This is a genomic window from Wolbachia endosymbiont (group B) of Chesias legatella, from assembly GCF_964026945.1.
Classification (GTDB): Bacteria; Pseudomonadota; Alphaproteobacteria; order Rickettsiales; family Anaplasmataceae; genus Wolbachia.
In genome coordinates, this window is the sequence record NZ_OZ034711.1 from 1407997 (window position 1) to 1434556 (window position 26560).

The 26560-nt window shown below is 33.2% G+C and carries 28 protein-coding genes, 1 tRNA gene and 1 other RNA gene; 15 read left to right on the plus strand and 15 right to left on the minus strand.

What is annotated here, in order from left to right:
* The first annotated feature begins 39 nt into the window (after positions 1–39).
* The 5 genes from AAGD65_RS06645 (at position 40) to AAGD65_RS06665 (ending at position 5641) form a co-directional block, all read left to right on the plus strand.
* Positions 40–1008, plus strand: a complete 969-nt coding sequence (locus tag AAGD65_RS06645; protein WP_264682685.1) for a hypothetical protein — start codon at positions 40–42, stop codon at positions 1006–1008.
* 9 nt (positions 1009–1017) lie between these two features.
* A complete protein-coding gene (locus AAGD65_RS06650) occupies positions 1018–4374 on the plus strand; it encodes an ankyrin repeat domain-containing protein (RefSeq protein ID WP_264682684.1) in 3357 nt (1118 codons plus the stop codon).
* A 204-nt stretch (positions 4375–4578) separates the two neighbouring features.
* Complete coding sequence (locus AAGD65_RS06655; protein ID WP_264682683.1) at positions 4579–4875, plus strand: transposase; 297 nt, start codon at positions 4579–4581, stop codon at positions 4873–4875.
* A gap of 193 nt (positions 4876–5068) precedes the next feature.
* Positions 5069–5308 carry a transposase gene (locus AAGD65_RS06660; protein WP_264682682.1) on the plus strand — a complete coding sequence of 80 codons (240 nt, stop codon included), beginning with the start codon at positions 5069–5071 and terminating at the stop codon, positions 5306–5308.
* 210 nt (positions 5309–5518) lie between these two features.
* Positions 5519–5641 carry a hypothetical protein gene (locus AAGD65_RS06665; protein WP_341810927.1) on the plus strand — a complete coding sequence of 41 codons (123 nt, stop codon included), beginning with the start codon at positions 5519–5521 and terminating at the stop codon, positions 5639–5641.
* A gap of 445 nt (positions 5642–6086) precedes the next feature.
* Here the strand turns inward: AAGD65_RS06665 and tldD are convergent, their stop codons facing one another.
* Positions 6087–7517, minus strand: coding sequence for a metalloprotease TldD (gene tldD, locus AAGD65_RS06670; RefSeq protein WP_264682681.1), 1431 nt, complete (start codon positions 7515–7517; stop codon positions 6087–6089).
* 62 nt (positions 7518–7579) lie between these two features.
* Here tldD and AAGD65_RS06675 point away from each other — a divergent pair.
* From AAGD65_RS06675 to AAGD65_RS06685, 3 genes are all read left to right on the plus strand, one after another.
* A tRNA-Leu gene (locus AAGD65_RS06675) sits at positions 7580–7664 on the plus strand.
* 59 nt (positions 7665–7723) lie between these two features.
* Positions 7724–8197, plus strand: coding sequence for a hypothetical protein (locus AAGD65_RS06680; protein WP_007302339.1), 474 nt, complete (start codon positions 7724–7726; stop codon positions 8195–8197).
* 351 nt (positions 8198–8548) lie between these two features.
* Entirely contained in the window at positions 8549–8935 is a 387-nt protein-coding gene (locus tag AAGD65_RS06685) for a hypothetical protein (RefSeq protein ID WP_007302338.1), read from the plus strand.
* A gap of 5 nt (positions 8936–8940) precedes the next feature.
* Here the strand turns inward: AAGD65_RS06685 and AAGD65_RS06690 are convergent, their stop codons facing one another.
* The gene (locus AAGD65_RS06690) at positions 8941–10251 is read right to left on the minus strand and encodes a bifunctional folylpolyglutamate synthase/dihydrofolate synthase (RefSeq protein WP_063630904.1); all 1311 of its coding nucleotides are present in this window, start codon (positions 10249–10251) and stop codon (positions 8941–8943) included.
* Positions 10248–10832, minus strand: a complete 585-nt coding sequence (locus AAGD65_RS06695) for a phospholipid-binding protein MlaC (protein ID WP_213863858.1) — start codon at positions 10830–10832, stop codon at positions 10248–10250. The genes AAGD65_RS06690 and AAGD65_RS06695 overlap by 4 nt, the downstream gene beginning before the upstream one ends.
* A 117-nt stretch (positions 10833–10949) precedes the next feature.
* On the opposite strand from AAGD65_RS06695, the gene ssrS reads away from it, so the two are divergent.
* The 3 genes from ssrS (at position 10950) to AAGD65_RS06710 (ending at position 12336) form a co-directional block, all read left to right on the plus strand.
* Positions 10950–11111: non-coding RNA, 6S RNA (gene ssrS, locus AAGD65_RS06700), on the plus strand.
* A 17-nt stretch (positions 11112–11128) separates the two neighbouring features.
* A complete protein-coding gene (locus AAGD65_RS06705) occupies positions 11129–11590 on the plus strand; it encodes a type II toxin-antitoxin system RatA family toxin (RefSeq protein ID WP_264682777.1) in 462 nt (153 codons plus the stop codon).
* 53 nt (positions 11591–11643) lie between these two features.
* Positions 11644–12336 carry a thioredoxin domain-containing protein gene (locus AAGD65_RS06710; RefSeq protein WP_007302335.1) on the plus strand — a complete coding sequence of 231 codons (693 nt, stop codon included), beginning with the start codon at positions 11644–11646 and terminating at the stop codon, positions 12334–12336.
* Between the two features lie 28 nt (positions 12337–12364).
* Here the strand turns inward: AAGD65_RS06710 and AAGD65_RS06715 are convergent, their stop codons facing one another.
* The gene (locus AAGD65_RS06715; protein WP_010403908.1) at positions 12365–12643 is read right to left on the minus strand and encodes a DUF2671 domain-containing protein; all 279 of its coding nucleotides are present in this window, start codon (positions 12641–12643) and stop codon (positions 12365–12367) included.
* Positions 12644–12894: 251 nt separating this feature from the next.
* On the opposite strand from AAGD65_RS06715, the gene AAGD65_RS06720 reads away from it, so the two are divergent.
* Positions 12895–13572, plus strand: coding sequence for an O-methyltransferase (locus tag AAGD65_RS06720; RefSeq protein ID WP_006013497.1), 678 nt, complete (start codon positions 12895–12897; stop codon positions 13570–13572).
* On the opposite strand, the gene AAGD65_RS06725 is transcribed toward AAGD65_RS06720, so the two are convergent.
* A complete protein-coding gene (locus AAGD65_RS06725; RefSeq protein ID WP_010403901.1) occupies positions 13544–14197 on the minus strand; it encodes a glutathione S-transferase family protein in 654 nt (217 codons plus the stop codon). The two genes, AAGD65_RS06720 and AAGD65_RS06725, sit on opposite strands and share 29 nt — an antisense overlap.
* A gap of 320 nt (positions 14198–14517) precedes the next feature.
* On the opposite strand from AAGD65_RS06725, the gene AAGD65_RS06730 reads away from it, so the two are divergent.
* Both AAGD65_RS06730 and AAGD65_RS06735 read left to right on the plus strand, forming a co-directional pair.
* The gene (locus AAGD65_RS06730; protein ID WP_264374473.1) at positions 14518–14814 is read left to right on the plus strand and encodes a transposase; all 297 of its coding nucleotides are present in this window, start codon (positions 14518–14520) and stop codon (positions 14812–14814) included.
* Positions 14815–14946: 132 nt separating this feature from the next.
* Positions 14947–16314: a hypothetical protein gene (locus AAGD65_RS06735; RefSeq protein ID WP_341810928.1), complete on the plus strand. Its 1368-nt coding sequence runs from the start codon at positions 14947–14949 to the stop codon at positions 16312–16314.
* Between the two features lie 44 nt (positions 16315–16358).
* Here AAGD65_RS06735 and AAGD65_RS06740 read toward each other — a convergent pair whose 3' ends face one another.
* The 10 genes from AAGD65_RS06740 to AAGD65_RS06785 form a co-directional block, all read right to left on the minus strand.
* Complete coding sequence (locus AAGD65_RS06740; RefSeq protein ID WP_264682789.1) at positions 16359–17600, minus strand: citrate synthase; 1242 nt, start codon at positions 17598–17600, stop codon at positions 16359–16361.
* Positions 17601–17679: 79 nt separating this feature from the next.
* Positions 17680–17949, minus strand: a complete 270-nt coding sequence (rpsT, locus tag AAGD65_RS06745) for a 30S ribosomal protein S20 (protein ID WP_007302369.1) — start codon at positions 17947–17949, stop codon at positions 17680–17682.
* A 43-nt stretch (positions 17950–17992) separates the two neighbouring features.
* Complete coding sequence (locus tag AAGD65_RS06750; RefSeq protein WP_029237643.1) at positions 17993–18718, minus strand: lysophospholipid acyltransferase family protein; 726 nt, start codon at positions 18716–18718, stop codon at positions 17993–17995.
* A 56-nt stretch (positions 18719–18774) separates the two neighbouring features.
* Positions 18775–19761 carry a site-specific tyrosine recombinase gene (locus AAGD65_RS06755; protein WP_341810929.1) on the minus strand — a complete coding sequence of 329 codons (987 nt, stop codon included), beginning with the start codon at positions 19759–19761 and terminating at the stop codon, positions 18775–18777.
* A 371-nt stretch (positions 19762–20132) separates the two neighbouring features.
* Positions 20133–20768 (minus strand): DnaA ATPase domain-containing protein, encoded by a 636-nt coding sequence (locus AAGD65_RS06760; RefSeq protein ID WP_015588224.1) that lies wholly within the window; start codon positions 20766–20768, stop codon positions 20133–20135.
* A gap of 18 nt (positions 20769–20786) precedes the next feature.
* Positions 20787–20948 carry a hypothetical protein gene (locus tag AAGD65_RS06765; RefSeq protein WP_012481963.1) on the minus strand — a complete coding sequence of 54 codons (162 nt, stop codon included), beginning with the start codon at positions 20946–20948 and terminating at the stop codon, positions 20787–20789.
* Positions 20945–22492 (minus strand): group II intron reverse transcriptase/maturase, encoded by a 1548-nt coding sequence (ltrA, locus tag AAGD65_RS06770; protein ID WP_019236826.1) that lies wholly within the window; start codon positions 22490–22492, stop codon positions 20945–20947. The genes AAGD65_RS06765 and ltrA overlap by 4 nt, the downstream gene beginning before the upstream one ends.
* Positions 22493–22927: 435 nt before the next feature.
* Complete coding sequence (locus tag AAGD65_RS06775) at positions 22928–23125, minus strand: hypothetical protein (protein ID WP_230609272.1); 198 nt, start codon at positions 23123–23125, stop codon at positions 22928–22930.
* Positions 23126–23173: 48 nt separating this feature from the next.
* A complete protein-coding gene (locus AAGD65_RS06780) occupies positions 23174–24247 on the minus strand; it encodes an AI-2E family transporter (protein WP_264682792.1) in 1074 nt (357 codons plus the stop codon).
* A gap of 49 nt (positions 24248–24296) precedes the next feature.
* Complete coding sequence (locus AAGD65_RS06785) at positions 24297–25184, minus strand: alpha/beta hydrolase (protein WP_264682794.1); 888 nt, start codon at positions 25182–25184, stop codon at positions 24297–24299.
* A 102-nt stretch (positions 25185–25286) separates the two neighbouring features.
* Here AAGD65_RS06785 and ispD point away from each other — a divergent pair, with 102 nt between their 5' ends.
* The gene (gene ispD / locus AAGD65_RS06790) at positions 25287–26492 is read left to right on the plus strand and encodes a 2-C-methyl-D-erythritol 4-phosphate cytidylyltransferase (protein ID WP_264682795.1); all 1206 of its coding nucleotides are present in this window, start codon (positions 25287–25289) and stop codon (positions 26490–26492) included.
* Positions 26493–26560: the final 68 nt, after the last annotated feature.

Below are 26560 nucleotides of genomic sequence, written 5' to 3' on the forward strand. Positions count from 1 at the left end.
TTTATAATCATAAATATTAGAAATGTGAGGAAATTCTGTATGTTTAGCGATAAAATAGTCCTAGACTTTGAAATAGAAAAAGGTGACCGAATAGATCGGTGTTACTTCTCTACACGCATCAAACTTACAGATAAGAGCAAAAGTTTTCTATGTGAAAAGCTCGGTAAACCTAACAATTTAGATGATTACTTTAATCTTAATCCTGAGAATTTTTATATTTATTACAACAAATATAGTGGGCACTATGGTATAAATGAGCTGTATGTCAGAGATAATAATGGTAGATATTTAGCTACTAAACTTCCACTTGATCAGAGCGGATTTTCGATAGAGTTATCATTCGACGAGGTGAATTATGGCTTTTATCCTATGTATGCAATCTATAATCCCACTCAATATGACAAAAAGCAGGAAAAGAGCTTTGAAGATAATGGTGAATTGCAGCCGTTTGTGTCAAGTGTATTGGATTACTTTCTAAATGGCTTAACCATTCAAGATATGTTTTTGCAAATACAAAATGAGCTTGTTGAAAAAGAAACAAAATTAGAAGAAGACAGAAGAAAAGCAGAGGAAGAATTAAATAAAAAGAATGAAAAGTTAAGGGAACTCATAGAAAATGATGAGATTAAAGTACTTAAAGTAATAAAAGGCCATAGTATTGGGAATGGATGTTCAGCGGCAATTTTGCAGCTTGATGGTGATCTTGATGCAAGTAAGTACTACATAGCAGAGTATGAAGGCAATGAATACTTACATTGCACGAGCTCTGGTTATGACATACTGCTTGACCAGAGCGATTTATTTTTTGTTCTCAATAGCAGCTCTTATCTTGAACTTGAAAGCGGTTTCTACTCAATACCTGCTGGCAACTATGCTAAATATCTCGATACTAAGAATCTGCTTTTTAGCGATGATCAACTATCTAAGCAGTTATGCAAAAACAAGGTAAAGGCTGAATCTACAGTTAACGCATTTTTCTCAAGACTTATTTATAGTGAAAATTTTTAAGAGGTGAATATGAAATTTAAAACAAATTCTGAATATGATAAATCAAAAAATTTAGACTTAGATGCTAAAGACTCTACAGGCTATGCTGCTCTACATAAAGCTGTTTTTAGTGGGCGTTTCGATGAGGTCAAACTGTTAATAGATAAAGGCGTTAGAGTGGACGTGCAAGATAAACATGAGCTCACTCCACTTTTTTATGCTGTTATGAACAATGATGAGAAAATGATAAAATTTCTAGTCGAAATAGGTAATGCCGATGTTAACCTGGGTAAATATAATAATCCTCTTGGCATGGCTATTTCACGTGGACGTATGGAATTAGCAGAATATTTGATAGACAAAGGTGCAGATATAAACCGACAAGACAGTATCGGCAGAACCTTTCTGCATAAAGCTGCTGAAGATGGAAATTTAGCTGCAGTGAAATTTTTAGTAGAAAAAGGTGCTAGGCTTGATGTTTTAGATAAATGGAATGATACTCCTCTTCATGTTGCTGCAAATGTAAAAGTCAATAAAGGTCATACAGAAGTAGTAGATTATTTAATAAAAAACGGTGCAGATATAAATCTTACTCATAACTACACTCCGATACACCTAGCTATTACACGTGGAAATTTAGATATGGTGAAATGTCTGATAGATAATGGTGCTGATCTTTATATTAAAAGAGCATGCGATGGTACACCTCTTACTTATGCTAAACAGCAAGGGCAAGTGGAAATAGTAAATTACATGGATGGTGTAATGTCAAACCTTTCACGTAGCAAAACTGTATCCCTTGATAACACTAATATAAATATCAAGTATGACTTAGCTGCCAATAAGCTAGATACAATAGAAAAAAGCATTAAAGATGCTGTACGAGACTTTAAGGGTGCTTTTAATACCTCTGACCATGATATAAGGATCAATACTTATGTATTCAACACTCAAAATGAGTTTAAAGAGTACTTGAAAAAAGTTGGATTCGATGCTGGCGACGGTGTTAATGGCTACACAAGAATGATCGATCTAAATAAGGGAAATGCTGCTGACGTTTATGTCTACCTAGATAGTAAAGGGAATTTAAATCAACATACGTTAGAGCACGAGATAGGGCATGCAATGCACTTTGCAAATCTTGGTCTAAGCTATATCTTGCCAAAAGCAATGCACGAAGCTATTGCTAACTATGTTGCTGGTTTAGAAAATGGCAAACACATTAATGATCACGGAGATAAAGAAGCTTTAATTGCAATAAAAAATAAGAATCTTAAACTAGATGAGATATTACGTAATGATTATCAAGGAAATCACTACTATTCAGAAGCAGAGCAAGTAGTAAAGTTTCTTGAACATAAACACCCGGACTTAATTGATAATTTACTAAAGAGCCTCTCCACTTATAAGAGATATCATGATAGGGATCAAGGTAAGAAATTAGTTGAGGATTTTTTGACTGAGCTAAAAGGTTATGATCGAGAGTTTAAACAGTGGGTTAAGGCTGAGCTGAGTGGTGAACAACATATGGAATATAATGTTGTTGAATCTAACAGTGTTGAAAGTTCAACAAGCCAACAAAGTGCAGGCAAGGGTCTATATGGTTATAGCCCAGTACATAATGTAAGTGGTGATAAAACCAAGATAGAATCTAAATCAAGTGTCAGTAGAGAAGATTCTATGCAACCTGCTAAAAAAGCGAGTGAAGACGAACAAGGAAAAGCTGTTACAACAAAAGTTATGAAGTATAATAAACAGCCTTTCTTAAAGGTGAATATTGATGACAATAATGTAGAAAACACTATAGGAAAAGTAAACGAGATAAATAAGGTAACAGGTGCGACGAGTTTACATTTTGCTGCTTCATTGGGAGATTTAAGCAAAGTAGCAACGCTACTAAAACACAATTCATATATTGATACAAGAGACCATAATGGACAAACGCCACTACATTATGCCATTCAGTCAGGAAATACGGAAGTAGCAAAATATCTTATTGATCATGGAGCAAATCTTAATGTTCATGACAATTATTATCAGAAAACTAATACTAAATATGTGTATTATAAGACACCTTTACACTATGCTATTGAGTCTGGAAATATAGAGATAGCTAAATACTTAATAGATCGTGGTGCAAATCCTAATATTCAAGATGCTTATTCCCAAACACCATTATACAGTGCTATTTATTCAGGTAATACAGAAATAGTGAAGTATCTATTAGATCATAACGCAGATCCTAATAGTAAAAGTTATTATACTTTTCCGTTACTTGCTGCTATTAAGCTAGGGAATTCGGAAATAGTTAAGAGTTTAATTGAGTATGGCGCAGATCTTGGTATCAAGAACACGTCAGCTCAAACACTGCTGCACTATGCAATTGAGCTAAAACATACGGAAATTGCTAAATACTTAATAGATCGTGGTATAGATGTTGATACCCGTGATATTAGCTCTGGTAAATCTCCACTACATTTTGCCATGCACATGAAAAATATGGAAGTAGTTAAATATCTCATAGAGCACAATGCGGATATTGATATTCAGGATAGCTACGGCTTAACACCTTTGCATCTTGCTGTTGATCTTGGGAATAAGAAGATGATAGAGCAGTTAGTTGAAAAAGGTGCGAATATTAATGCTCAGGATAATGATGGTTGGACACCTTTAGTTCATGCAGTGAGGCATGGAAAGTTAGATACAATAGAATATCTAATAAAAAACAAAGCTGACGTTGACGTTGTAGGCAAAGATGGCAGGACACTTGTTGAACATGCTGAGTTATGGGCAGAAGAGAAAGGACTAGCAAGAGATGTAATAGATAGCAAAGGCGATAATGATTCTTATTATCGTGAGCTTTCAAAAGAAGCTGCAACTTGGGAAAAAGCTGGAAAGGATATGCTTAGCTATCTCAAAAAAATTACTATGCAAGAAGAAGAATCTAACGATATAGACCAAATGCCAGCAGATCAACCTGTAATTGAAGAAAGGAGTAAAAGATCGATAAGAGGAGACGAAGAGAAGCAAGAGGAAACAATTGTTATAGATAATGTGAAAGAAGAATCACAACATCCTTTAAAAATCAAAGTGGGTGAGACTGTTGAAATAGGGAAATATAAGGTAGAACTGCAAGTTACGTATGATGATGTAAGAAATTTTTATGACACTATACGTGGTAAATATCATGATGGTAGTGGATACAATTATGAGCAAGTAATGGTTTTGTACAATGAAATTGTTAGGCCAGCATCACAGCATCATGATGAACCATTTACTCTTGCTGAGTCCTATATTGCAGATGGGCATCTATTTATTAAAAATCAAGATTTTGGAATTTTGAATGATTTTAATGAGATGTTCTATAAAAGTGATGAGTTTATGTAATGTAAAAGGTGGATGAGAATTAATTGATATAAGGAATTAGATCTTTCACTGTCATCCCAGTGTTTCTTTCCCCTGCCATTCCGGCGTTTCCTTCTCCTGTCATCCCAGTCTGGGATGGCTTTGTTGCATCGCTCAAGTGAAAAGAACTGGAAGTTACTGACAAAATTCATTATAAAACAGCCATTTAACTGTTGAAGAAAAAATATGCCACAGAAAATGAAAGTCAGTAACCAAAACGAATATAACAAATTCCTTGAAAAAAGGGGGAATATTTTTCGTTACATCGATGAAGCTATCGAAAATTGGTATGAAAATAGTCCAAAAATGCAGGGCGGCAACTATATTTATAGTGATAAAGTTGTGATTTTGGTGCATATAATCGTTAATCTTTTTAGAATTGACTTAAGACAAACGGTAGGGTTTGTAAAAGGATATCTGCAACAAATAGGAAAAAATTTGCAGCTATTAACAAGCATCAAAAAAAACTTAATATTAAGATAAATGATTGCAGGATTGATAAAAGCAACATGGAAAATATTGAAATTATCATAGATAGCACAAATTTACAGTAACACTCCTGGCCACAGTAAGGAAAACAGTGCAGATAGAAAGTACCGAAGCTACGAGCAAGTAAGAAAGTTACATGTTATGTTAAGTGTGAATAGTAAAAAAGCTATAGCTGCAAGATACAGTAATGGCGTCTACTCTGACCACTTGCGATTTGCTTGAAGAAGTTAATTTTCAGCACAAAATAAAAGCATTATATGCAGATAGGGCATACGATAGGCAAAAACTTTATAAATTGTGTAAGAAATACGATATAAAAACAAAAGTTCTACCAAAAAAGGATGCAGCAGAACATTCAAAAATAGATTATATGTCTGACAGAAATGCTGCTATTAGGTTAAAAAATTATACGGTGAAGATGGCATGAAAGAATGGAAAAAGAAGTAAATTATGGAAAAAGATCTTACATAGAAGGATTTTTCTCAAGGTTGAAGCAAGTATTTGTTTAGGAATAAATCTGAGATAAATCGAGAAAAAGAACTAAATGCTATTTGCTTAATAAATTCACTGATATTGGTGTGGCTAAATTTGAGATAGTTACATGAATTTACCATAAATCACCATCTCATAAAGTGTGATGCAACAAAGCCAATCGGGAGTCGCAATAGTAAAAGTGAAAGAAATCTTCAAAGTAGAACTATCCCCCAAAGCTGCACATGGACATAGAACATCCTTTATCAGGGATGGACGTAAACATTGAAGATCTTCCCCTAGAGCTGGATATAGATATAAAGTCATTTATACCATTACCTATATTCGAGAAAAATATCACATGCCAAGAACCTTGTCAAAATTATATAATCTATCTCTAGAGCAGGTTATTGAGAATGTCAATCCACATAAAAGAGCCAGGTATTCCTAACACCACTAAACTCACAAATTCATTTGCTAGAGTTTATAAGTTCTTGTTTATAATAATTTTATTATATCATAAAACCATCTATATCGGCCTATTTAAACAGTATTTTACTTTCCTTAAGGATTTTTTAAAGATCACCTATTGAATTCTATGATATGATTTTTTGTGAGATTGTTATACACGTTATAGCAAGGAAGGCAGAGAGATTTGTTAAGTAGTTTTTGCATCTATATGAGCTACTTGAATAATGGTTACAATATAATTGTACAGCATGAGCTGAGTTCGCTTAGCCCTTATCTACATATTCAGTTCCACCAACAGTTATTGCATCGACCTTGAGTGTTGGCTGACCAACTCCAACAGGCACATTTTGTCCGTCTTTTGAGCACGTACCAACACCAGGATCTAACTTTAGATCATTACCAATCATTGATACTTTTTTTAGCACTGTTGGCCCATCACCAATTAGCGTTGCTCCTTTGACTGGTTGTGTAATTTTACCATTTTTTATTAGGTAAGCTTCCGAAGATGAGAAAACAAATTTTCCTGATGTTATATCAACTTGTCCACCACCAAAATTTACTGCATATAGGCCTCTCTTTACACTGGATATTATTTCTTCTGGTGTATATTTTCCTGGCAACATATAGGTGTTTGTCATGCGTGGCATAGTAACTTCTTTGTAACTTTCTCTTCTACCATTACCAGTTGGATTTACACCCATAAGTTTAGCGTTCATATGATCTTGCATATATCCTTTTAGAATTCCATCTTCTATAAGCACATTATAGCCAGGTAAAGTACCCTCATCGTCTATGCTAATAGAACCACGCAAATTAGGTAGAGTTCCATCATCAATTACAGTAATGTTACTGGCTGCCACTTGTTTACCCATAGAATTTGAAAATGCCGAGATTCCTTTACGGTTAAAATCACCTTCAAGTCCATGACCTACAGCTTCATGCAATAATATTCCTGGCCAACCTGAACCTAAAACAACTGTCATCTCTCCAGCCGGAGCTGGAATTGCCTCAAGATTTACTAGCGCTTGCTCTAACGCTTGGTTTGCAACTTCTTTCCACTTCTTCTCAGAAACAAACTTACTATAAGCGTCTCTTCCACCATGCCCTGCAGAACCTTTCTCCGCTCGGCCATTTTTCTCTACGATGACTAGTACATTAAAACGTACTAAAGGTCTGATGTCGCTTAACCTGTGATCATCTTTTATTATTTGTATAACTTGCCATTCTCCACTTAGAATTATTTTTACTTGCTTCACGTAGTTATTCTTGGACCTTACATACTCATTAACCTCATTGAGTAGTTTAATCTTTGAGTTCAGATCCATTTCATTTATGGGGTTAATCTTTGAATACAGCTCTCTTGTTCCCTCATTTAAGTTTATTGAATTTGTTTTGTTTAAAGATACTGAGTTTTTCACTATAGAAGCAGCGTTACTAATTTCCTTTTCGCTAATTTCAGAAGAGCAAACAAAAGACGTACTATCCTCACAAAAAGACCTGAGACCAAATCCTCTTCTGATATTTAAATCCATATGTTTTAATATATTATCATCAAAAATCAGGGATTCTGATTGGCAAAACTCTAAAAATAGCTCACCACCATCACTATTGCTCAAAGCGTTGTTGACTATTTTATATACATTATTAATATTAACATTGTTCTGAGCAAAAAATATTTGATCTAGATTTGGCATTACCTTTGAGCTAAAAATTGTTTAAGTATATTATTTAATTTTAACATAGTAAATCACAAAAAGCCCGGGTGGCGGAATTGGTAGACGCGCTAGCTTCAGGTGCTAGTAACTTTTCAAGTTGTGGAAGTTCAAGTCTTCTCCCGGGCACTCTGTATTGATTTTTGAGTCAATTAATGCTATGATATAATGTATTTACTACTAAGTTTATGAGTTATGAAGAAAAAAAGCTTGTTTACAGAAAGAAAATAAGAACTTATTCAAAACGCTTGGTTACTGCACTATCTATTGCTTCTTTGAGTGGGTACATAGCAGCATTAGCCCTAAATATTTCTTCCTTAAGCTTGTATTTTACTATTGTCAGCACTATACTAAGTGCACTTTCGCTTGCTTTAAATATATGGTCATTAACTGATCATTTTAGGCAGTGTGGCCTTAATAAGCAACTCGATACCTCTCGGCAAGAGAAATTAATGAAGATCTGCCTCGACATTGCATCTAACGTTTCATTTTTAATAGGAGGAATTACATCTATATTACCTCTTGAATTTCCTATTATCCCCTTTATTTCCGTTGCTTTTTTTATTCTAGGTTGTACCTTTATGGCAACCAATTTCATTCGAACTATGATTAGTCAGCCGCAAATAGATGAAACCAAAACCTCAAAGTTAGTGATCATTTGAACATTCAATCTGCAATAGCTGCCTAATTATTACATGTTAATAACTTAGCTTATTTAACTTGACAAATTACGCCATCTCCCTTACTATGATAGCAAGAGTATTTACCCTTGTTTTTAATCTCCGCGGATTTAACAGCAAAATTCAGTAAAAAACTCAAATATTTATTGGCAAATTACATAAAAATTATAGCGGCTGCATGTCTTTTTTATTTTTTCTACATTCAGCCAAATCGCGCTTGTTAGTACATTATCAATTTAAATTATTAAAACTCGCTATACGGGGGTTCTTTTGTCTTTTTTTACTTAGTAAATTTCTTAATATTTGTAGCTAAAGTAATTTTAGAGAGCCAGCGTGGGACACACAACCGCACTAACGTTTATTTTTGAAGGTACTATTTATATAGATGAAATGTTCAAAAGTAAAGCATTTAAATATCTAATTCTTACTTCCCAAATTTCAAATTATCTTCCTCCTATTTTATTAATAGCAGGTTTGGTGTTGCAGTACCAATCTAGTTGCGTAGACAGTAAAGTACTCATTGGATTTGCTATAGTACTAGGTTGTACTTTATTATTACAATTAGCAAGTGAGATCTACGAGAGAAAAGTTGTAAATCTTGTAAAAACTGAAGGAAGAGGTGATGAACAAAATGTACCTATAGGAGCATTAACCGAAAAGCCAAGCAGCATTGTAAATCCCGATAGTGTTCACGCTCATGGAAGAGAGCAAGTTGTGTAGTGCATTTATTGTTCTTGGATTAATTGATAGCTATTCTCCATACTCAAATCTCTGGCTAAAAATAGCGAGCCACAGATTAGTATGGTTTTGACGTTTTGTATAGAAGCTTTTAGTATGTGATTTGATATAGCATCTCTGATTGATTCACATTCGATAGCATTGATTCCTATATTATGAGCTCCTTCTCTAATTAAATCTGTACTTGTTGCTTTAGGTTCAGATTTAACACAAACGGCGCATAGTAGTTTGATGTATGGCTTTAAGTGCTCTAAGAACTCTGCGACGTTTCTGTTACGAGTAACACCAAAGATCATATAGATACCTTCAGCAAAATTGTCTCTTACCCACTTAGCTAACACTTTGGCACCATCATTGTTGTGCGCGCCATCTAGAAATAATTGCCAATCTTTTGGTAATAAAGAAATTAAATTACCTTCTTTTATAGACTCTAGCCGCGCAGGCCAATAAGTGCTCTGTAAACCTGAAGCAATGTCCTCTTCTCCAATATTAAATCCATACTTCCCACTCAAAATGCTACATGCTGCAATTGCGTTTCCTGAATTGATTATTTGATGATCTCCTTTTAAAGATGGCAAAGAAAATTCTATTGATTGAATAGTCGATTGAAAGACTATTCTGTTATTCTGTTTTTCACAATTCCACTCAAATCCTCCTCTATATAAGGGAGATTTTTTGTTTATTGCGTGTTGTTCTAGCGTGTTCATTATAGATTTTTCTTGTGGTGCTATTACGCAAGGAACATTAGGTTTCATTATTCCAGCCTTTTCACCTGCTATGGTTTCTACGGTAGGACCAAGATATTCTGTATGGTCAAGTGCAATGGAAGTGATGATCGTTAGAATCGGATTATCTATAACATTTGTTGCATCAAGCCTTCCACCCAGACCCACTTCAACTAAAGTAATATCAGCTTTATGACGAGAAAAAGCTAAGAAGGCTGCAGTCGTTGCGGCTTCAAATAGAGTGATGGGTTGTTCTGCGACTGCTATACGGCATTCTTCCAGTGAGTTATGTAATTCACTATCATCGATATCATTGCCTGCAACAACTATTCTCTCATTAAAATTCACTAAATGTGGAGAAGTGTACGTATGAACTTTATACCCTGCTGCTTGCATTATATATCTTATAAAGGATAGTGTTGATCCTTTGCCATTAGTGCCAGCTATGTGAATTATTGGCGGTATTTTTTTCTCGGGATTACCCAGTTTATTTAGAAAACTTTTTATGCGATCAAGAGAAAAATCCTTTGGCCTACTGCCAATCGGCTTAGGCCAATGAGGCATGTATATCATAAATTATTGTTACGTTTTAATTCATCTATTACACTTGCCATGCCATTCGTGTCGATCTTTTCACTAAATTGAGAACGTTGATTAATAGAAATACTTATTCCACTCATTACAACATCGTTTATTAAGAAAGAATTGTCACTTTTAGTCACTTTAAAGTCAATGTTTGTAAATTCCTCATCACCATAAGAAAATCTTGTTCCTATCAGACAAGTTTCATCGTCAACTGCTCTTGTACTCATTATGATCATTTCACTATTATTTATGTATTTATACAAAATTTTAGCGCACAAACGCGCGAGATATACTTCATATTCTTTTAGAAACTCTTCTTTTTCTTTCTGAGTAGATAAATTCCAATATTTCCCTATGACAAATCGAGATATTCCTTTGAGGTCAACATTATTCTGAATAATTTTCAGAAGTTCTTCTTGTACATGTTCTAGATTTTTTCTATTCCCTTTCATAGACGTGTTGTCTACTTGCTGCTTCATGGCAAGCACAAAAGTTTTGTGCCCTATACAATTCGCGTAAGCACTTGAGGAGATTACAATAAAAATGGTTAAGAACTTAATAAGATTCATAAGATATATTTATTAGCTATGATACTTAAAATGCAAAATTTAACAAAGGCAAAATAATGATCGCTAGTTTTAATATATCTATAGACATACTCTATATAAATAATCTATAATTAATTTAGGGGTCTGTGCTATGCGTTATGAGTTAAGTTAAATTTCCCGAGCGATAATTTCTGATCAAGGGAATTGCCTCTGTTAATTTCATTGAAATTAGTACGTGATGCCCACCTTAACTTTAGGTCTCAGGAATCTACTAAGACTGACGGTAGATATGGATCCCTTTTCCATTATTTAGGTTTATGTTACACCAATATAAAGAACAAGGTGTTTTTTTCTTTTCATCTCATGAGATATTTCAAGTTGTAATTGACGTTGAGAAGTATCCTGATTTTGTTCCTTGGTGCAAAGCTGTTTATATAAAAGAAAAAACTGATAGCCAAATGATTGTGGACCTCCTTGCAGCTTTTCATGGCATTAAAGGAAGTTACACATCAGAAGTGACCTTTCTTTCTCCAAATGGAGCAAATAAAAGTTGGATAAAAGCTGTGTCGTCAAATGGAATATTTAAACATTTATACAACGAATGGAAATTCACTCCTATAGATGAAAGTAAAACTATGGTAGAGTTCTATATAAAGTTTGAATTTAAATCCAATTTGTTTTCCGCCTTATTAAACTCAGTTTATAAATACACACAAAGTAAAATAATTGCTGCATTTAAAGACAGAGTAGAAAGTGTTGCCGAGAAAAAGTTATCTTGACATTATTTATATAAATGCATAAATTCTTTAATAAGTTAAGTGTTTCCATTGTAATGATTTTTAGATTATTGTTCTTACTTATTTTTATAAGTGTTAGTTCTTATGCAGCTATTGAACAAAACTTACCCAACACTCAAAAAACTGATGAAATAACATCAAAAGAACTACTGTCACTACTGCCTGATGATAAATTATTAGGTGATCCAAAAGCACCAATTTTAATGATAGAATATGCTTCGCTCACTTGTTATCACTGTTCTCTTTTTCATAAGAAAGTTTTTCCTAAAATCAAAGAAAAGTACATAGATACAGGTAAGATGTTATACATATTCCGTCATTTTCCTCTAGATTACAGAGGATTAAAAGCTGCAATGCTAAGTTATTGCTATGAAAAAGAAGAAGACTATTTTAATTTTAACAAAGCTGTGTTTAATGCAATAGACTCGTGGAACTACTCTAATTTTAGTGATTTAACTATACTACAAAAAATTGCTGCACTAAGCAATTTGAAGCAAGATGTATTTAACCAATGCATTAATGATAAAAAGATGATGGACAAAATTATAAATGATAAATCACTTGCAATTAATAAACTTGATATCACAGCTACTCCTGTATTCATCATCAAGATTAACGATGACAAATCATACGTAGAGAATGGTAAAATCAAACATGAAGGATATAGAGAGCTGGAATATTTCACTAATGTAATAGATGAGTTATATGGAAAAGCTATAGTGAAGTAATAACACTTTAGCTTACCATATAAAAACCCTATGCTGAATCAGTATTTTTTGATACTGTTTGTTGCTTTTTACGCTCAAACTCTCTTTTTTTACTGTGCCAAGCATAATAATACATAGCAATTTTATTCTCTATTAATACTATCGTTCCATCATAAAATTGGACCATATCCATAACTTTTTTCTGAGCTTCGTTAAAGCGTTCTTTGTACTTCTCGCGATAAGCTGGATTGTGCAGTAATTTCACTCCTTCATTATTATTAGATTTCTTGCTTAACGTTTCAACTTCGTTAGCAATGTTATAAGACATATAACCCCCTCTAATTGATTATAAAAATTACATTTTAAGAGAGATGTAAAATAAACGATCCCTTAATTCTAGTATAACAATTGGTTATTATACTAGTTAACCATAGTAAAATATATAATAATCTTTGTCACTTAAAATTTTACTTTATAAAATAACAACTTAAAATAAAAATTTTTATTATTCTTAACTCTATTGTTATATCTATAAATCTTATATAGATTAAACCTCCTTAGTTTATATTATAAAACTTAATGCGTCATAACTTTAGCAGAAAATCGTTGTACATAAGAAGCTTATTTGCAAAAGAGTATAAAAAAATAGAAGAACATTGTACTCTTGATAAGAAACAACGTATTCAAATCACTCCTGAAGAAGGAAAATTATTAAATTTATTTATCAAAATCCATAAAGTTAAAAGCATAGTTGAAATTGGCACGTTATATGGTTATTCGTCAATTTGTATGGTAAAAGCTTTACCGAAAGATGGTCATATATATACAATAGAAAATAATCCTCAACACTCAAGAATAGCAAAAAAAAATTTTAGTGCTTTTAATCTAAGTGATAAAATTACTCTAATAGAAGGTGATGCACTGGAAAAAATTAATGAATTATCAGCAAAGGCACCATTTGACATGATATTCATCGATGCTGACAAAAGTAGTTATCCTAAGTATTTAGATTGGGCAGAGTCATACATTAAACAAGATGGGCTAATCGTTGCAGATAACACTCTATTATTTGATACAGTATTTTTAGAATCTCCTCCAAAAGAAGTATCAGAAAAGTCATGGCATGCTATGAGAGAGTTTAACGATAGATTGTCAGATGAAAAAAAATATTTCTCCATATTGATTCCTACTGACGAAGGAATGACTGTAGCTTTAAAACTCACGCAAGTTAAAAATCAAGGTCAGCGTAATGTCTAGGGGGAGTTAAGCCAAAAACTCTCTCTAATAATATTTCGCGAAAACAAGGCCTTGATTTAACAATGGAGTACCATTCTTTTAAAATCTTACTTTTTTCCCATGGGAAACTATTTACGTAGTCTATTATAGAAATATGTGATGCTAAAGTAATATCGGCTAAAGTGAACTTATCGGTTGCAAGCCAAACGTTCTTGTTAATTAAGTGTTCGATGTATTCCATATGGCAAGGCAGGTTATTCTGAGCTGCATGAAGAAACCTAGAGTCAGGGCTGCGGTTAGTAATTACTTTTTCATTCATAATATACTTAGTAACTTCATTGTAAAATTTGCTATCGAACCAATTGATTAAAGCGCGTATTTTAGACTTAATAATAGTGGATGAACCAAGTAATTTGACGTCGCTATTGTAAGTCTCTTCTATATATTCACAAATGGCATTACTATCCGCTATTACAAAGTTATTATCTATTAATACTGGTACTTGTCCGATTGGATTGATCTCCATGAATTCATTCCGCTTTTCCCATGGATTTTCATATACCAAATCACAACTCAGCTTTTTTTCCTTGAGAAGAGCTCTAACTTTTCGTGAAAACGGACAAAGAGGAAAATGATATAAAATCATAATATTCCTCTTTTGTTATTCCAATACCTATATGTTGTCATTCCAGTACGTGACATTAGAATCCAGCTTATTTCATTATGGACATTACTTTTAACATATACTCCTAGAATCCATTGTCCATTGTATAATTTCCAAATATTTTTATACTTGAATCCCAGTACAACTGTACAAACATTGTAGTCTGAGAGCAATCCCCACCGGAAGGGTGTCATTTCAGTGATTGACACTGGGATGGCTTTGTTGAATCGCTCAAGTGAAAAGAACTGGCAGTTACTGACAAAATTCATTATAAATAGCCATTTAACTGTTGAAGAAAAAATATGCCACAAAAAATGAGAGTCAGTAACTGCCATGAATATAACAAATTTCTCCAAGAAAGAGGAAGCATTTTTTGTTATATCAATGACGCCATAGAAAATTGGTACGAGAATTGTCCAAAAATGCAGGGCGGCAACTATATTTATAGTGATAAAGTTGTGATTTTAGTGCATATAATCGTCAGTTTCTTTAGAATTGGTTTAAGACAAACAGTCGGGTTTATAAAAGGATATTTGCAACAAATAGGAAGAGATTTGCAGCTATTCACAAGCATCAAAAAAAACTTAATATTAAGATAAATGATTGCAGAAAATAATATAGAAGATATCGAAATTGCTATAGACAGTACAGGAATTAGTATATACAACAACACACAGCAAGGAAAATAGCACTGACAGAGTGGCTATGAGCAAACGAGAAAATTGCACGTAATGTTGAATATAAACAACAAAAAAGCCAAAGAAAAAATAATACAAAGATTTTGTCCGGATGAAAGTATTCTTGATGATAATTTTTATACAAAGTTTTTTCCTTTTAACTTTGATCAAGGGAAATCGGCTGAAGATAATAAATTTTTGGTGCCAATTAGAAAAGAGGTAATTTCTAATCTAAAGTTTTTGCTAGCTAATGAAATTGCGCGATTTGCAACAGATCTTATTAAAGAGCAAAAAAAAGAAGACAAAAAATCGGAACTAGGTTATAAGAATCTATCAGATGATATAGAGCAGGAGATAGAAGAACATGTAGATTATAATATAATTGATGAAGTCTTTGATAAGGGATCTTATCTATATGGTGCGGAGTGTGTTGATAGAAATTTGCAACGTTCTTTTGTAGATTTGCTCTCATCGAGGATAAAAGGTTATGAAAATGGTCCTAAAAAACCTAAGGATTTTTTAGAAGAGAAAGGAAATTATGTATATCTAAAGAAAAGCATTTTTGATAATCCTAAGCTCATTAAAGACATAGCAAAGCATGAATTATCCTTTCATTGTCGTGATTTGGAAGTTTCAAGTACCGAGGATGAAATGAATGACACTCTGAAGTCCGCAGTTGTTGATTTAATTTGTAAGGCACTACCGCACCTACCAATTGATTCTATGTGGCATACTTCTCACAAAGAAAGTAAAGATGAGTATTCAATTTTGGCTCCTGTTATTGATTGTGGTAATTACATAGAGTTTTTAAATGAAAAAGAAGTTGATCATATTAATAATAAGGTGTTTGGTGTTACAAAAGTATTGCGTGATGTAAAAGATGATATTGCAGAAAGAGGTCTTCCAACATATGGTGCCGAACAAATATATGCAATAGACTTTCGTAACCCAGACATTGCTTACTGTGTGATGAATAAGATCACAGAGAGCTCTTTAATCAGCGAAGATACAGGTAAAGATAAAGTTAAATATAAGCTATCCATTGATCCTGCGCGTGTGCAAGCTATGAAACCACAAACTCTTGCCCCTTCTGAAGAAAAAGTAGGGACGGATGGACCAAGTGCAGATACAAGTGCAGATAGTGGTTTTGGTGATTCACCTAAGAATTCAGTTATAGGTAAATCACATGCTAAAAACTCAAGCAAATTCCTTAGGCCCGACTACTATGGTGAAGGTAAAGGTGGGGATGATGCTTCGGCTAAAGATAGTGGCTTTGTCCCTTCTTCAGCACAATCTTCAGCACGATCTTCTTTTAATAAGCCCAAAACAACATTTAACCAACCTTCTATATCACAGCCTGACCAATGTTCTGCAAAAAAGCAGACATCAACTAGTAAGAAATCAATTTGTTGTATTTTATAGCTAAAGAAAATTAAACTATTTGAGGACGAATTGTGAATGAAAGTTTATTTGCCAAGGTAGAGCTGCCTTGGCCTACAAATCTTGGTTTCTTTATCGTTTACCATTTCATACCACTGGGCAACCCAACCAGTGGTTCTTGCAAGTGCAAAAATGGGTGTAAACATACTTGAAGGGATACCGATAGCATTCATTATTATACCTGAGTAAAAATCAACATTTGGATACAACTTACGTGTAATAAAATACTCATCCTTTAAAGCTATTTCTTCAAGTTTTTTTGCAATTTCAAGTAATTCATTGTTTTGCTCTAGTTTGCTTAAAATCTCATGACAAGCATCCTTTAATATAAGCGCGCGCGGATCATAGTTTTTATAAACACGATGTCCAAATCCCATTAGCTTAAATGGATCTTTATCATCTTTAGCTTTCTCAATGAATCTATCTACATCTCCACTTTGCTCTATCTCTTTTAGCATATTTATAACTGCCTCATTAGCTCCACCGTGTGCTGGACCCCAAAGTGTAGCAACTCCTGCAGACAGGCTTGCAAATAGATTAGAACCAGCTGACCCTACCAATCTGACAGCTGCTGTAGAAGCATTCTGTTCATGATCAGCATGAAGAGTAAATATTTTATCCAGAGCTTTTACAAAAAGGGTATTATTAACAGCACTGCCAAATATCATATTTAAGAAATTCTCACTATAACTTAATTTATTATTAGCATTTATGAATTCCTGATTGTTGATATGTCTATAAATCATTGCAACAATTGCAGGAACTTTTGCTATTGCAGAAATTCCAAAATCTAAATCTTCACCATTGACATTGTTGCCATGCATTTCATGGTAAGACGCTGACAAATTTGCAAAACATGCAACTAAAATCGACATAGGGTGAGCAGTTTTTGGAAATGCTTTGATTACATTTGTAACTTGCTCTGATACTTTGGATGATTCTTGTATTTTGAGAAGAAATTTTTTGTGTTGCTCTGAACTGGGTAATTCACCATAGAGCAATAAATAAATCACAGCAGTAAAATTATTATTCTCTGCCAAATCAGCTATATTATGTCCCCTATATTTAAGAACTCCTTCATCTCCATCAATGAATGTAATTGTAGAAGAGCATGAAGCTGTAGAAACAAACCCTGGATCGTAAGTGAATAATCCTGTTGTCTTATATAAATCCTTAATATTTAACACATCAGGACCTACTGTTCCACTTAATACGGGCAGATCAATTTTTGACCCATTACTTAGTTCCAATAATGCTTTTTTATCCATCACTTGAGCTACTTAATTTTATACAGAATATACAAACTGAAGAGTATATATTAATACAGCTAACTTTACATTAACCGTATTAAGCGGTCATCAATGCTTTTACTTTTGCATTTAAGCGACTTATTTTACGCGCAGCGGTATTCCTATGAATGACACCTTTATTTACACATTTGTGTAAATTGGATTCAGCATTCCGAAATGCCAAGACAACATTCTCTTTATCACCAGACTTGATTATATCAACTAATCTTCTAATAGCAGTACGAGTTTTGCTTTTTCGCATCTTATTTACTAAAGTACGCTTTGCTATTACCTTCATCATTTTTTTAGCACTCTTATGATTTGCCATATATTAATACCTGTACTTTTCTTTTAATTATAAAGTTTTTTTGTTAATTTGCAATATCAGTTTTTTCTGCAATTAATCTACTACTTCTTTCTTCAATGATTTTTTCTAAACTTTGCAAGAATTCATTTTTGTTTAACCCAGGATATATGGGAGGTAATATTTCTATTACCGCCTTTCCGGGATTCTTTCTCAGAGAAAGTATGCTTTTTGGCCAAAACAAACCAGTGTTTAAAGCAATCGGTAACACAGGAACAGATAATACGCTATATAAAGCAGCAATACCCGATTGATATTTTATATTTTGGTTTATAGTTGTTCTTGTACCTTCAGGAAATATTATTATGCCTCTATTTTCTTTTATACACACTTTTGCTAATTTCATGATATGACGCACAGAACTAATACCATCTGAGCGGTTAATAAAAATCATTTTTAATGCCATGAGATGCAAACCAATGAATGGAATCCATTTCAATTCACGTTTTAAAATAAAAACTGCTTTTCTAAAGAGTAGTATAAAAATAAATGTTTCAAATGGAGATTGGTGTTTAGATGCAATTATAAAAGGTTGCTTAGGAATGTTTTCCATTCCCCTCACTTCATATTTAATGCCACATAATAAACGCAACATGAATAATACAACTCTCACCGAGCAAACAAGGAAAATGGTTATTACACACTCAGGAAAGAAAATTACAGGGAGAGTAATTAAAGTATAGAATACTTCCCATAATATAAGGAGTAAATTAAATAATAAACTTGCAATCACAAACACACGTAAACTTATTTGAATTTAACTTTACTACAAAACTAAAAGCAATAAGTTTAATTATTGATCATCTGAGTAATAGGATGAGAATCAGCTAATTTGTCCTTTAACTTTTCGTTAGCAATATGAGTATATATTTGTGTTGTAGAAAGATTAGTATGGCCAAGAATTTTTTGTATCAGCACAATATTTGCTCCGCTATTCAGTAGATGGGTAGCAAGAGAATGCCTAATCACATGTGGAGAGATTTTATTTTCATCAATATTGCACTTTCTTGCTAATTCCTTTATTAATTGACCAACTCTTTGCCTTGTAATTGGTTTATTAGGTTTATCACCTGGGAATAGCCAATCAGATTTTTTGTTGTTAGGGAGCAGATTGTCACGAATTGATAAATAATCTTTAAGGCTTTGCAATGCTTGTTGATTAAAAAAGATTTGCCTTTCTCTGCCACTTTTTCCCTTTATTATTATGTAGCCTTCCTTACCATTACTGTTTACTAAATGTGATACTTCACATAACTTCATATTGATTAGTTCAGAAACACGCATCCCGGAAGAGTAAAGAATATCTAAAATTGCACATAGCCTTTTACTGCTTATCTCTTTATTCGATCCGCTTGCTGATTTTTTTACTGTTTCCATGAGCAAAAATATTTCTTGAACACTTAAATACTTAGGCAAAGGACGGGAAACCTTTGGATTTCTTAATTCACTATCATTGGCCGGTGCTGGATTAAAATCTATTATTCCATCATTAAATAGGCACTTATAGAAATTTTTGATAGCAGATATTTTTCTTGATATAGAGCTAGTTTTATATTTCTTTTGTGTACGTAAAAAGTTTACATAATCTTTAATATTAGCTTTACTTGCACCAACTAAGGTAGTGCCTCCTTCTAATAAAAATTTTTCAAGTTGGTGTAAATCTGAACGATAACTTTCCAAAGTATTTTGTGTAGAGGATTTTTCGGAAACCAAAGTATCTATGTAATACGTTATGTAAAGATCCTCTTTTTTATTTTGTGGTTGTTTATTTTTCATTATCAGCTCCTATATTTATTTCTTTGACTATAATTTGATTAAAAGTATTTTTTGTATTTTTTATAAGAAAATATGAGATAAATAAAACATTTATCAATAAAGTAAGTACTACAAACCTTTGTTTTAACCTTTTTTTTAAATTTGATCTTATTTTTACCATATTTCAATTATAACATCAAATCTATAAAAAACATCCTGTAAAGTAAGTTTTACTATCATATAAAATATTCCTTAGCTATGTCTGTTTATGCTTATTACATCATAGTATTTATTATAATTTTAACATAAAGAGATAGTGATTTCAACTTCATTATTGTATGGGTATTAATAAATCTTTAATATATATAACAAATGTCTTGCAGCAGAAGGAATCACTTGGGACTTTTTTTTAATAAAGTGTTAATAAAAGGAATGGTTACATTTGATCCTATGGATTCACTATCTATTTTTTCTATAATTTTATTAATGCTGTGGAAAGAACGTTCTATTCTTGCTAGAATATAATTAATCACTTTTAAATCAATTTTTAACTGTTTATCTGAAAATCGTTTTATTAGCATAATTCTTAATAATTCCTCGCTTGCAGGCAAAATTTTTACGCTGGTAGTTGACAATATTCGGGAGCTTAAATCTCTTAGTTTGAAGTTAAGCTTTTTTGGTGAAATTGAAGAAGTGATTAGCAGTCTCTTATCATTTTCTTTCATATAATTATAACAATGTAACAACATTTCCTCATCTTTAATGTTTTGTACATCCTCTAAAATAAACGCATCGCTATACCTAATTTCGCTTACAAAATTATTCACATTGATAAAAATTGCATTGTTTATTGATTGCCAAATATGAGCAAGGTGAGTTTTTCCAGAGCTGTTAGGTCCAAAAAGAATCAGGCATTTCCAAGATAAATCGTTAACTATTGAGTTATATACGTGCTTATTTTCGTCTAAGGTGATATAGTTTTGCCAGCAATAATCAACTTGATTATTGCTAAATAAATTTAATTGCACGTAAAGCCTCTTACATTACTACTTTTTGATAATAATTTTTGCATAAAAATTTACTTGGTCAGGTAAGGAAGCAGTATTACTACTACCCCCTCCCTTAGAAACGCAGCATGCAGGTTTCCCCACACTACGCTTGAGCCCCTTATCTAAGTTCTTCTTTTCTAGAACCGGCTTGTCCTTCATGATTCCTCAGGAAACATCATTCTTAATGGTGACACCAACAGTAGAGAACCTTCTCTTGAAAAGGAGCTTGCTAACATTCTTGTTCGTTTCACTCTCTCATCAAAATACTTTTTCCATTTTAAGTCAAGGGGATTTGCATCCGCTCTGATTTTAACATGTCGTCTGATAGGTATATCAATCAGCTTAAGCAGTCTTAAATACCGTATCTCTTTTGGTTTGTTCTTGCATATGGGTGCAGCAAAAACCCATTGGCGTTGACCCATTACTTTGAAGTAACGATTCTTTATCCAACGTAATCCTTTACGAGGATGTCTTTTCTTTGCCCATTTCCATAAACTATGCCAAATTTCATTGTCGATCTTTCTAAACGCTTTTTTAGCACACACATGGTGATAGTAATTTCCCCATCCTCTCAGTAGAGAGTTGAGTGACTTAATTACTATAGCCTGAGTGTTCGCTATATTTGCTTTTATCAATGTACGTGCTTTATTAAGAAGTCTTTTAATACTTTCTTTCGAAGGTTTAATAATTAACTTCTTATTATATCTACGTACATTACAACCAAGAAAGTCAAACCCTGTTGTAATAGATGTAATCTTTGTCTTCTCTTCTGACAGAATTAAACCTCGCTCATGAAGAAAAGATGATACTAAAGGCTTAACTTCCTTTTCCAGTACTTCATGTGTGAAACCTGAAATAATAAAGTCGTCTGCGTACCTGATTACATTCACTCCACTTCTGATTTTTCCTCTTCTTTTGCTACCTAATTTACCAAAGCGACTTTCTAATAACTGTTCAAGACCATCTAAGGTAAAGTTAGCTAGTATTGGAGAAATTATACTTCCTTGCGGAGTGCCAGCAGTTGTGGGATACAGAGTTTTCGATTCTAGGAAACCAGCTTTTAACCATCTATGAAGAATTTTCTTTTCCATAGGAATATGCTTCATAAGCCATTCATGGTTAATGTTGTCAAAGCACCCTTTGATATCACCTTCTAGTATCCATTGTGGTCGATTGCGTCTTGCCAGTAATAAGTGACAAGCAGCAATAGCATCCGCGCAGGATCTTTTAGGTCTAAAGCCATAGGAGTGACGATCACTGATCGTTTCAGCTATCGGTTCCAGAGCAAACAGATATAATGCTTGCATCGCTCTATCTTTTATCGTGGGTATACCGAGAGGCCTTCTTTTGCCATTAGATTTACTGATATAAATTCGTTTGAGCGGAGAAGGTTTATATCCTCTTTGTTTTAACAGCTTTATTCCTTGAAATTTAGCATTGCAAGTTGACCATAGTTGACGATCTACACCTGCTGTGGTTTTTCCTTGGTTTTCAGTTACTCTCTTAACAGCCAAAGCTTTTCCGCTAAAAGAGCGTGTGAGAAGATGTTGTAAAGCTTTTACCTTACCCCATCTTCCTTCTTGGACAGCCTTAACAATACGTCTTTGTAGCCTCACAATAACTTTCTGGCATTTCTTCCATGGCAATTGCTTCCATGCTTCAAAGCTTTCGGTAGATGCACTTACAGGTTTACTTGTAATCATCTGCTTTCCTACCTTAAGTGGTTAACAAAGTTTCTTGTCACGAGGGACCAAATGGAAGTCTGCTCGTTTTCACGCGAATTAATGTTACAAATTCTATCCATTTCGTTACAAAATGGCATTCGCTTTCTCCATTCTCCTTTACCTGCACTTCCATCAGCATTCCTTGCGGTTTGCTTGCCATGTAGGCGAAAATACAGGCTTACCCTGTTTCTCCAGTCATACAACAGTGGGTTAGGTGGCTTCTCTATACCGGTGGAGTTATTATTTGCGTACATCTAGAAATGAAAAATGTAACTTATCCACATTACCTTTTGGTCAGAGCTTATCAGCATCTTTAGCTCTTTCATCGTATCGGTACTTATAAAGCTTCACTTACGTTCACCATACCACTAGCCTAGCCCTCCAACCACATGATGCTTGCAGTTTATGCCCCTCTCACGATTGAGCATCTTCTTTTTCAAGAGGAGGTTCATTGTCCGCATCGCTTGGCACCAACCGGTTGCCCGATTCGCACTGATGCGTAGACTCAGACGGCAAAACATCTGGTTTAATAAGTTTTAGAATCCTTTCAGTTTCTTTCTGAATGAATTCCTCTCCTTTTAAACAATATGACCGAAGACTTTCAGGTCGCACCATCTCTCAAATGTATCAGAGGTCCTTTTTCTTTTTATCGTGAACTAATTAGCCATTTTTATAAAGCTCACTTTCAAAATATTTATTGACTGCATATTCTACTAATACACTGAACATTCCTATTATTGGAATAAAAAATAATATACCTATAAACCCAAAATATGAGGTGCATATGACAACTCCTAAAATAATGATAGTTGGATGTATATGAACTTTTTTTCCTATTAATAAAGGCACTAATATGCTTGAGTCTATTAATTGACCAACACTAAATAATAGCAAGACAGCAGTACTTTCAAACCATCCACTAAATTGAGTAATGGCGCTCAAAAATCCGATAATAGTGTATAATAATGGCCCTATATAGGGTATAAATGTTAATGTTCCTGATAAAATTCCAATAGCTACAGAATGCTTCAGCCCAATTATGCTAAGGCCCACGGAGTAAAAGATCATCATGACTATACATACGTTTAACTGTCCCTTTAGGTAATTAGATATAATGAAATCTACTTTGGAAAAATAACCTGCAGCTTTTTCTCTGTAAAGAATGGGAATTAGTTTATTAGCCTTTTCTACAATTGCAGGCCAATCACGTAATACATAAAAAAACACCACAAGCGTAATAGCTATTAATGATACCATGTAAATCAAATTAAAGCTTGAATTTAGCACTTGAATTATAAGATTACTGCCCATGCTAAGAGCATTTATAAAATAAGATATATAATCACTATAATTTTCTACTAGATTTTTAGACAAGTGATCAAATAAACTATCTTCAGTTTTTATATTAAGAAATTCTAGCACAGAAGGAATCACTTTAAGCTTTAATGAAGGTATCTTATTCACTAAGAAATTTAATATTAAAGTAATTTGAAAATATATAATAGGTAAAACAAATGTGATAACTAATATAAAAGCTATCAATAAGGTAAGTATTATAAAAACTACAGAACATGAACGTGGTATTCTATATTTTTCAAACTTGGTTACTAGCGGGTTAAATAGATGTGCAACAAAAACAGATATTAGACACGGAACAATCATAGGACGCATCAAAAATAATGTCCCTATTATGAAAAGCAGTACACAACAAATAGTTATATGACGTTTTTGCATGTGTTTAGAATAGTTAATTTACCGAAAAATATAAAGTTTTTTGTAAGTACTATCTATTCATTATTTTATTAGGCATGAGATCAGCCAAATTTTCACTCAATTGCCAACTAGATAAAACTCCGTTATGCGGGTTATCTGTAAAGCCTCTCAGATTAACGATCTTAATCGAATTTCTATTTAACAATAGATCATCTACTGCCTTTGCCAATTGTGCAGGATATGGTATTAAGGTGTCTCTTTCATGATTAATGACTACTATTGGTATATTATCATTTTGTAGCTTTTGTATATTGCTTACTATATCAAAATCTAAATTTAGGACCTTAAGCATCTTTTTCAATAAGCATGAGGGCAGTACACTTAAAATTTTTGCTTGAGGAATTGGAAAATGCTTTATTGCATTATGAAAAGAGCTGAAAGTGCTAGTAAAAATAACGCCTCCAAGTTTAATATTTTTGTCTGTAAAATATTTTAATACTTCTGATGCAACTGCTCCTCCAAAGGAATGGCCGAAAAGTATGATGTTTTCAGGTTTTACACCCTTGTCCATTAATTCATTGATTTTTTTTATCGCAGACTGAGATAAGCTTTTATTCTTATTTATAAATGGAATCATGAGTATTGATATAGACAAAAAAGTGCAAATCAAAGCTGCTAATATTGCTGAATTCGCTGTCCTAGACGTCATTGGGTTGGTAAATAATATCAGAGCGGGTGATAATATGGATATTCCTAAAAATAAGAAACTAGCTATTGCGTAAGTTATATAGTTTTGAAATGCAATTGGGTATTTATGTGCATGAGTGTAGAAATTAGACCTATGGAGATATGTAGATCTATCTTGTATATACCTGGACGCATTTTTATAATTATCACCTATTCCATGAAAAAATATAAGATGTATCTCATTTTCTTTATTATATTTAGCAACGTGCATTATTTCCCTCTAACATATATTACACCTAGTAAAAGAATATTCTTTTTTGAGAATTGGATCAAACTTTTTTAAAATGCTAGATAACTTGTATTAACAACAAAAATGATAAGCATGTACACTAACAGACTTGAGGAATACAAGATAGCAGCATTAATAGTTGCAGCAGGAGTAGGCAGTAGATGCAATGCCAAAATCCCTAAACAGTATATAAAACTGGCAGGTAAGTCTGTTTTATTTCACACAATTAGAAAATTCTTAGCTAATCAGTACATAAGTTACATAAGAGTGGTAGTAAATGAAAGTCAAAAAGATTTCTATAAAGAAGTTACGTCATCAACTATAGATACTAAATTGCTGAGTCCAGTATGTGGAGAAAAAAGCAGGCAGAGTTCAGTTAAACTTGGACTGGAGAGTTTGCAAAAGATCAATCCAGATTTTGTTATTATACATGATGCTTGTAGGCCTTTTGTATCAAATATTCTAATAAATAACTTGATTGAATCTATGATTAATGGTCAATATACAGGAGTAGTTCCAGCAATAGAAGTCGAGGATACTATATCGTTGGTGAGTAATAATTTCGTTGAATCTACGATTTCAAGAGAAAAACTTAGAGCCATACAAACCCCTCAAATTTTTAATTTCAGAGAATTATTATCGTGCCATCAGTCAGTCAAAGAATTTACTGATGATTCATCACTAATGGTGAAGCATAAAAAACATGTTGCGATTATTGAAGGTGAGAAAAAGAATTTTAAGTTAACTACAAAAGAGGATATCAATATGGCAAAACTTCTCTTTGGAGAGCCAAAATTCCGTGTCGGAACCGGTTATGATATACATAAATTTGTTAAAATTCAAAATGATGCTAAGAGCTTTATAAAAATTTGCGGTGTGGAAATTGAGCATAATATGGCAATAGAGGCACATTCCGATGGTGATGTTGCAATACATGCAATCGTTGATGCAATACTCGGAGCACTAGGATGTGGCGATATAGGAGAACATTTTCCTCCTAATTCCTCTAAATGGAAGGATTGCAATTCATCTCATTTTCTTGACTTTGCTGCTAAAAAAGCACAGGAAAAAGGATATAGCGTGTCTAATTTAGATATTACTATAGTTTGTGAAGAGCCTAAAATATCGCCTTACAAAGCAGGAATGAAGGAATTCATATCAAAAATATTAGAAATTAATGGTGAATTCGTAAATATCAAAGCAACCACAGCGGAAAAATTAGGTTCTATTGGAAGAAATGAGGGAATAGCAACGTATGCTTCTGTGCTATTGCGTGCAAATTTTTATTGAAGGTAGAAACGAAATAACTTACTTGACAAAATCCACCATTTCACTTCCATTGCAAGGAAAGTGGGAAG

What these genes read in the sequence shown, in the direction of transcription:
- AAGD65_RS06645 (WP_264682685.1), top strand. Translation starts at nt 40, where the DNA reads ATGTTTAGCGATAAAATAGTCCTAGACTTTGAAATAGAAAAAGGTGAC.
- AAGD65_RS06650 (WP_264682684.1), top strand. Translation starts at nt 1,018, where the DNA reads ATGAAATTTAAAACAAATTCTGAATATGATAAATCAAAAAATTTAGAC.
- AAGD65_RS06655 (WP_264682683.1), top strand. Translation starts at nt 4,579, where the DNA reads ATGCCACAGAAAATGAAAGTCAGTAACCAAAACGAATATAACAAATTC.
- AAGD65_RS06660 (WP_264682682.1), top strand. Translation starts at nt 5,069, where the DNA reads ATGGCGTCTACTCTGACCACTTGCGATTTGCTTGAAGAAGTTAATTTT.
- AAGD65_RS06665 (WP_341810927.1), top strand. Translation starts at nt 5,519, where the DNA reads ATGCAACAAAGCCAATCGGGAGTCGCAATAGTAAAAGTGAAAGAAATC.
- tldD (WP_264682681.1), bottom strand. Translation starts at nt 7,517, where the DNA reads ATGCCAAATCTAGATCAAATATTTTTTGCTCAGAACAATGTTAATATT.
- AAGD65_RS06680 (WP_007302339.1), top strand. Translation starts at nt 7,724, where the DNA reads ATGAGTTATGAAGAAAAAAAGCTTGTTTACAGAAAGAAAATAAGAACT.
- AAGD65_RS06690 (WP_063630904.1), bottom strand. Translation starts at nt 10,251, where the DNA reads ATGATATACATGCCTCATTGGCCTAAGCCGATTGGCAGTAGGCCAAAG.
- AAGD65_RS06695 (WP_213863858.1), bottom strand. Translation starts at nt 10,832, where the DNA reads ATGAATCTTATTAAGTTCTTAACCATTTTTATTGTAATCTCCTCAAGT.
- AAGD65_RS06705 (WP_264682777.1), top strand. Translation starts at nt 11,129, where the DNA reads ATGTTACACCAATATAAAGAACAAGGTGTTTTTTTCTTTTCATCTCAT.
- AAGD65_RS06710 (WP_007302335.1), top strand. Translation starts at nt 11,644, where the DNA reads ATGATTTTTAGATTATTGTTCTTACTTATTTTTATAAGTGTTAGTTCT.
- AAGD65_RS06715 (WP_010403908.1), bottom strand. Translation starts at nt 12,643, where the DNA reads ATGTCTTATAACATTGCTAACGAAGTTGAAACGTTAAGCAAGAAATCT.
- AAGD65_RS06720 (WP_006013497.1), top strand. Translation starts at nt 12,895, where the DNA reads ATGCGTCATAACTTTAGCAGAAAATCGTTGTACATAAGAAGCTTATTT.
- AAGD65_RS06725 (WP_010403901.1), bottom strand. Translation starts at nt 14,197, where the DNA reads ATGATTTTATATCATTTTCCTCTTTGTCCGTTTTCACGAAAAGTTAGA.
- AAGD65_RS06730 (WP_264374473.1), top strand. Translation starts at nt 14,518, where the DNA reads ATGCCACAAAAAATGAGAGTCAGTAACTGCCATGAATATAACAAATTT.
- AAGD65_RS06735 (WP_341810928.1), top strand. Translation starts at nt 14,947, where the DNA reads ATGTTGAATATAAACAACAAAAAAGCCAAAGAAAAAATAATACAAAGA.
- AAGD65_RS06740 (WP_264682789.1), bottom strand. Translation starts at nt 17,600, where the DNA reads ATGGATAAAAAAGCATTATTGGAACTAAGTAATGGGTCAAAAATTGAT.
- rpsT (WP_007302369.1), bottom strand. Translation starts at nt 17,949, where the DNA reads ATGGCAAATCATAAGAGTGCTAAAAAAATGATGAAGGTAATAGCAAAG.
- AAGD65_RS06755 (WP_341810929.1), bottom strand. Translation starts at nt 19,761, where the DNA reads ATGAAAAATAAACAACCACAAAATAAAAAAGAGGATCTTTACATAACG.
- AAGD65_RS06765 (WP_012481963.1), bottom strand. Translation starts at nt 20,948, where the DNA reads ATGAAGGACAAGCCGGTTCTAGAAAAGAAGAACTTAGATAAGGGGCTC.
- ltrA (WP_019236826.1), bottom strand. Translation starts at nt 22,492, where the DNA reads ATGATTACAAGTAAACCTGTAAGTGCATCTACCGAAAGCTTTGAAGCA.
- AAGD65_RS06780 (WP_264682792.1), bottom strand. Translation starts at nt 24,247, where the DNA reads ATGCAAAAACGTCATATAACTATTTGTTGTGTACTGCTTTTCATAATA.
- AAGD65_RS06785 (WP_264682794.1), bottom strand. Translation starts at nt 25,184, where the DNA reads ATGCACGTTGCTAAATATAATAAAGAAAATGAGATACATCTTATATTT.
- ispD (WP_264682795.1), top strand. Translation starts at nt 25,287, where the DNA reads ATGATAAGCATGTACACTAACAGACTTGAGGAATACAAGATAGCAGCA.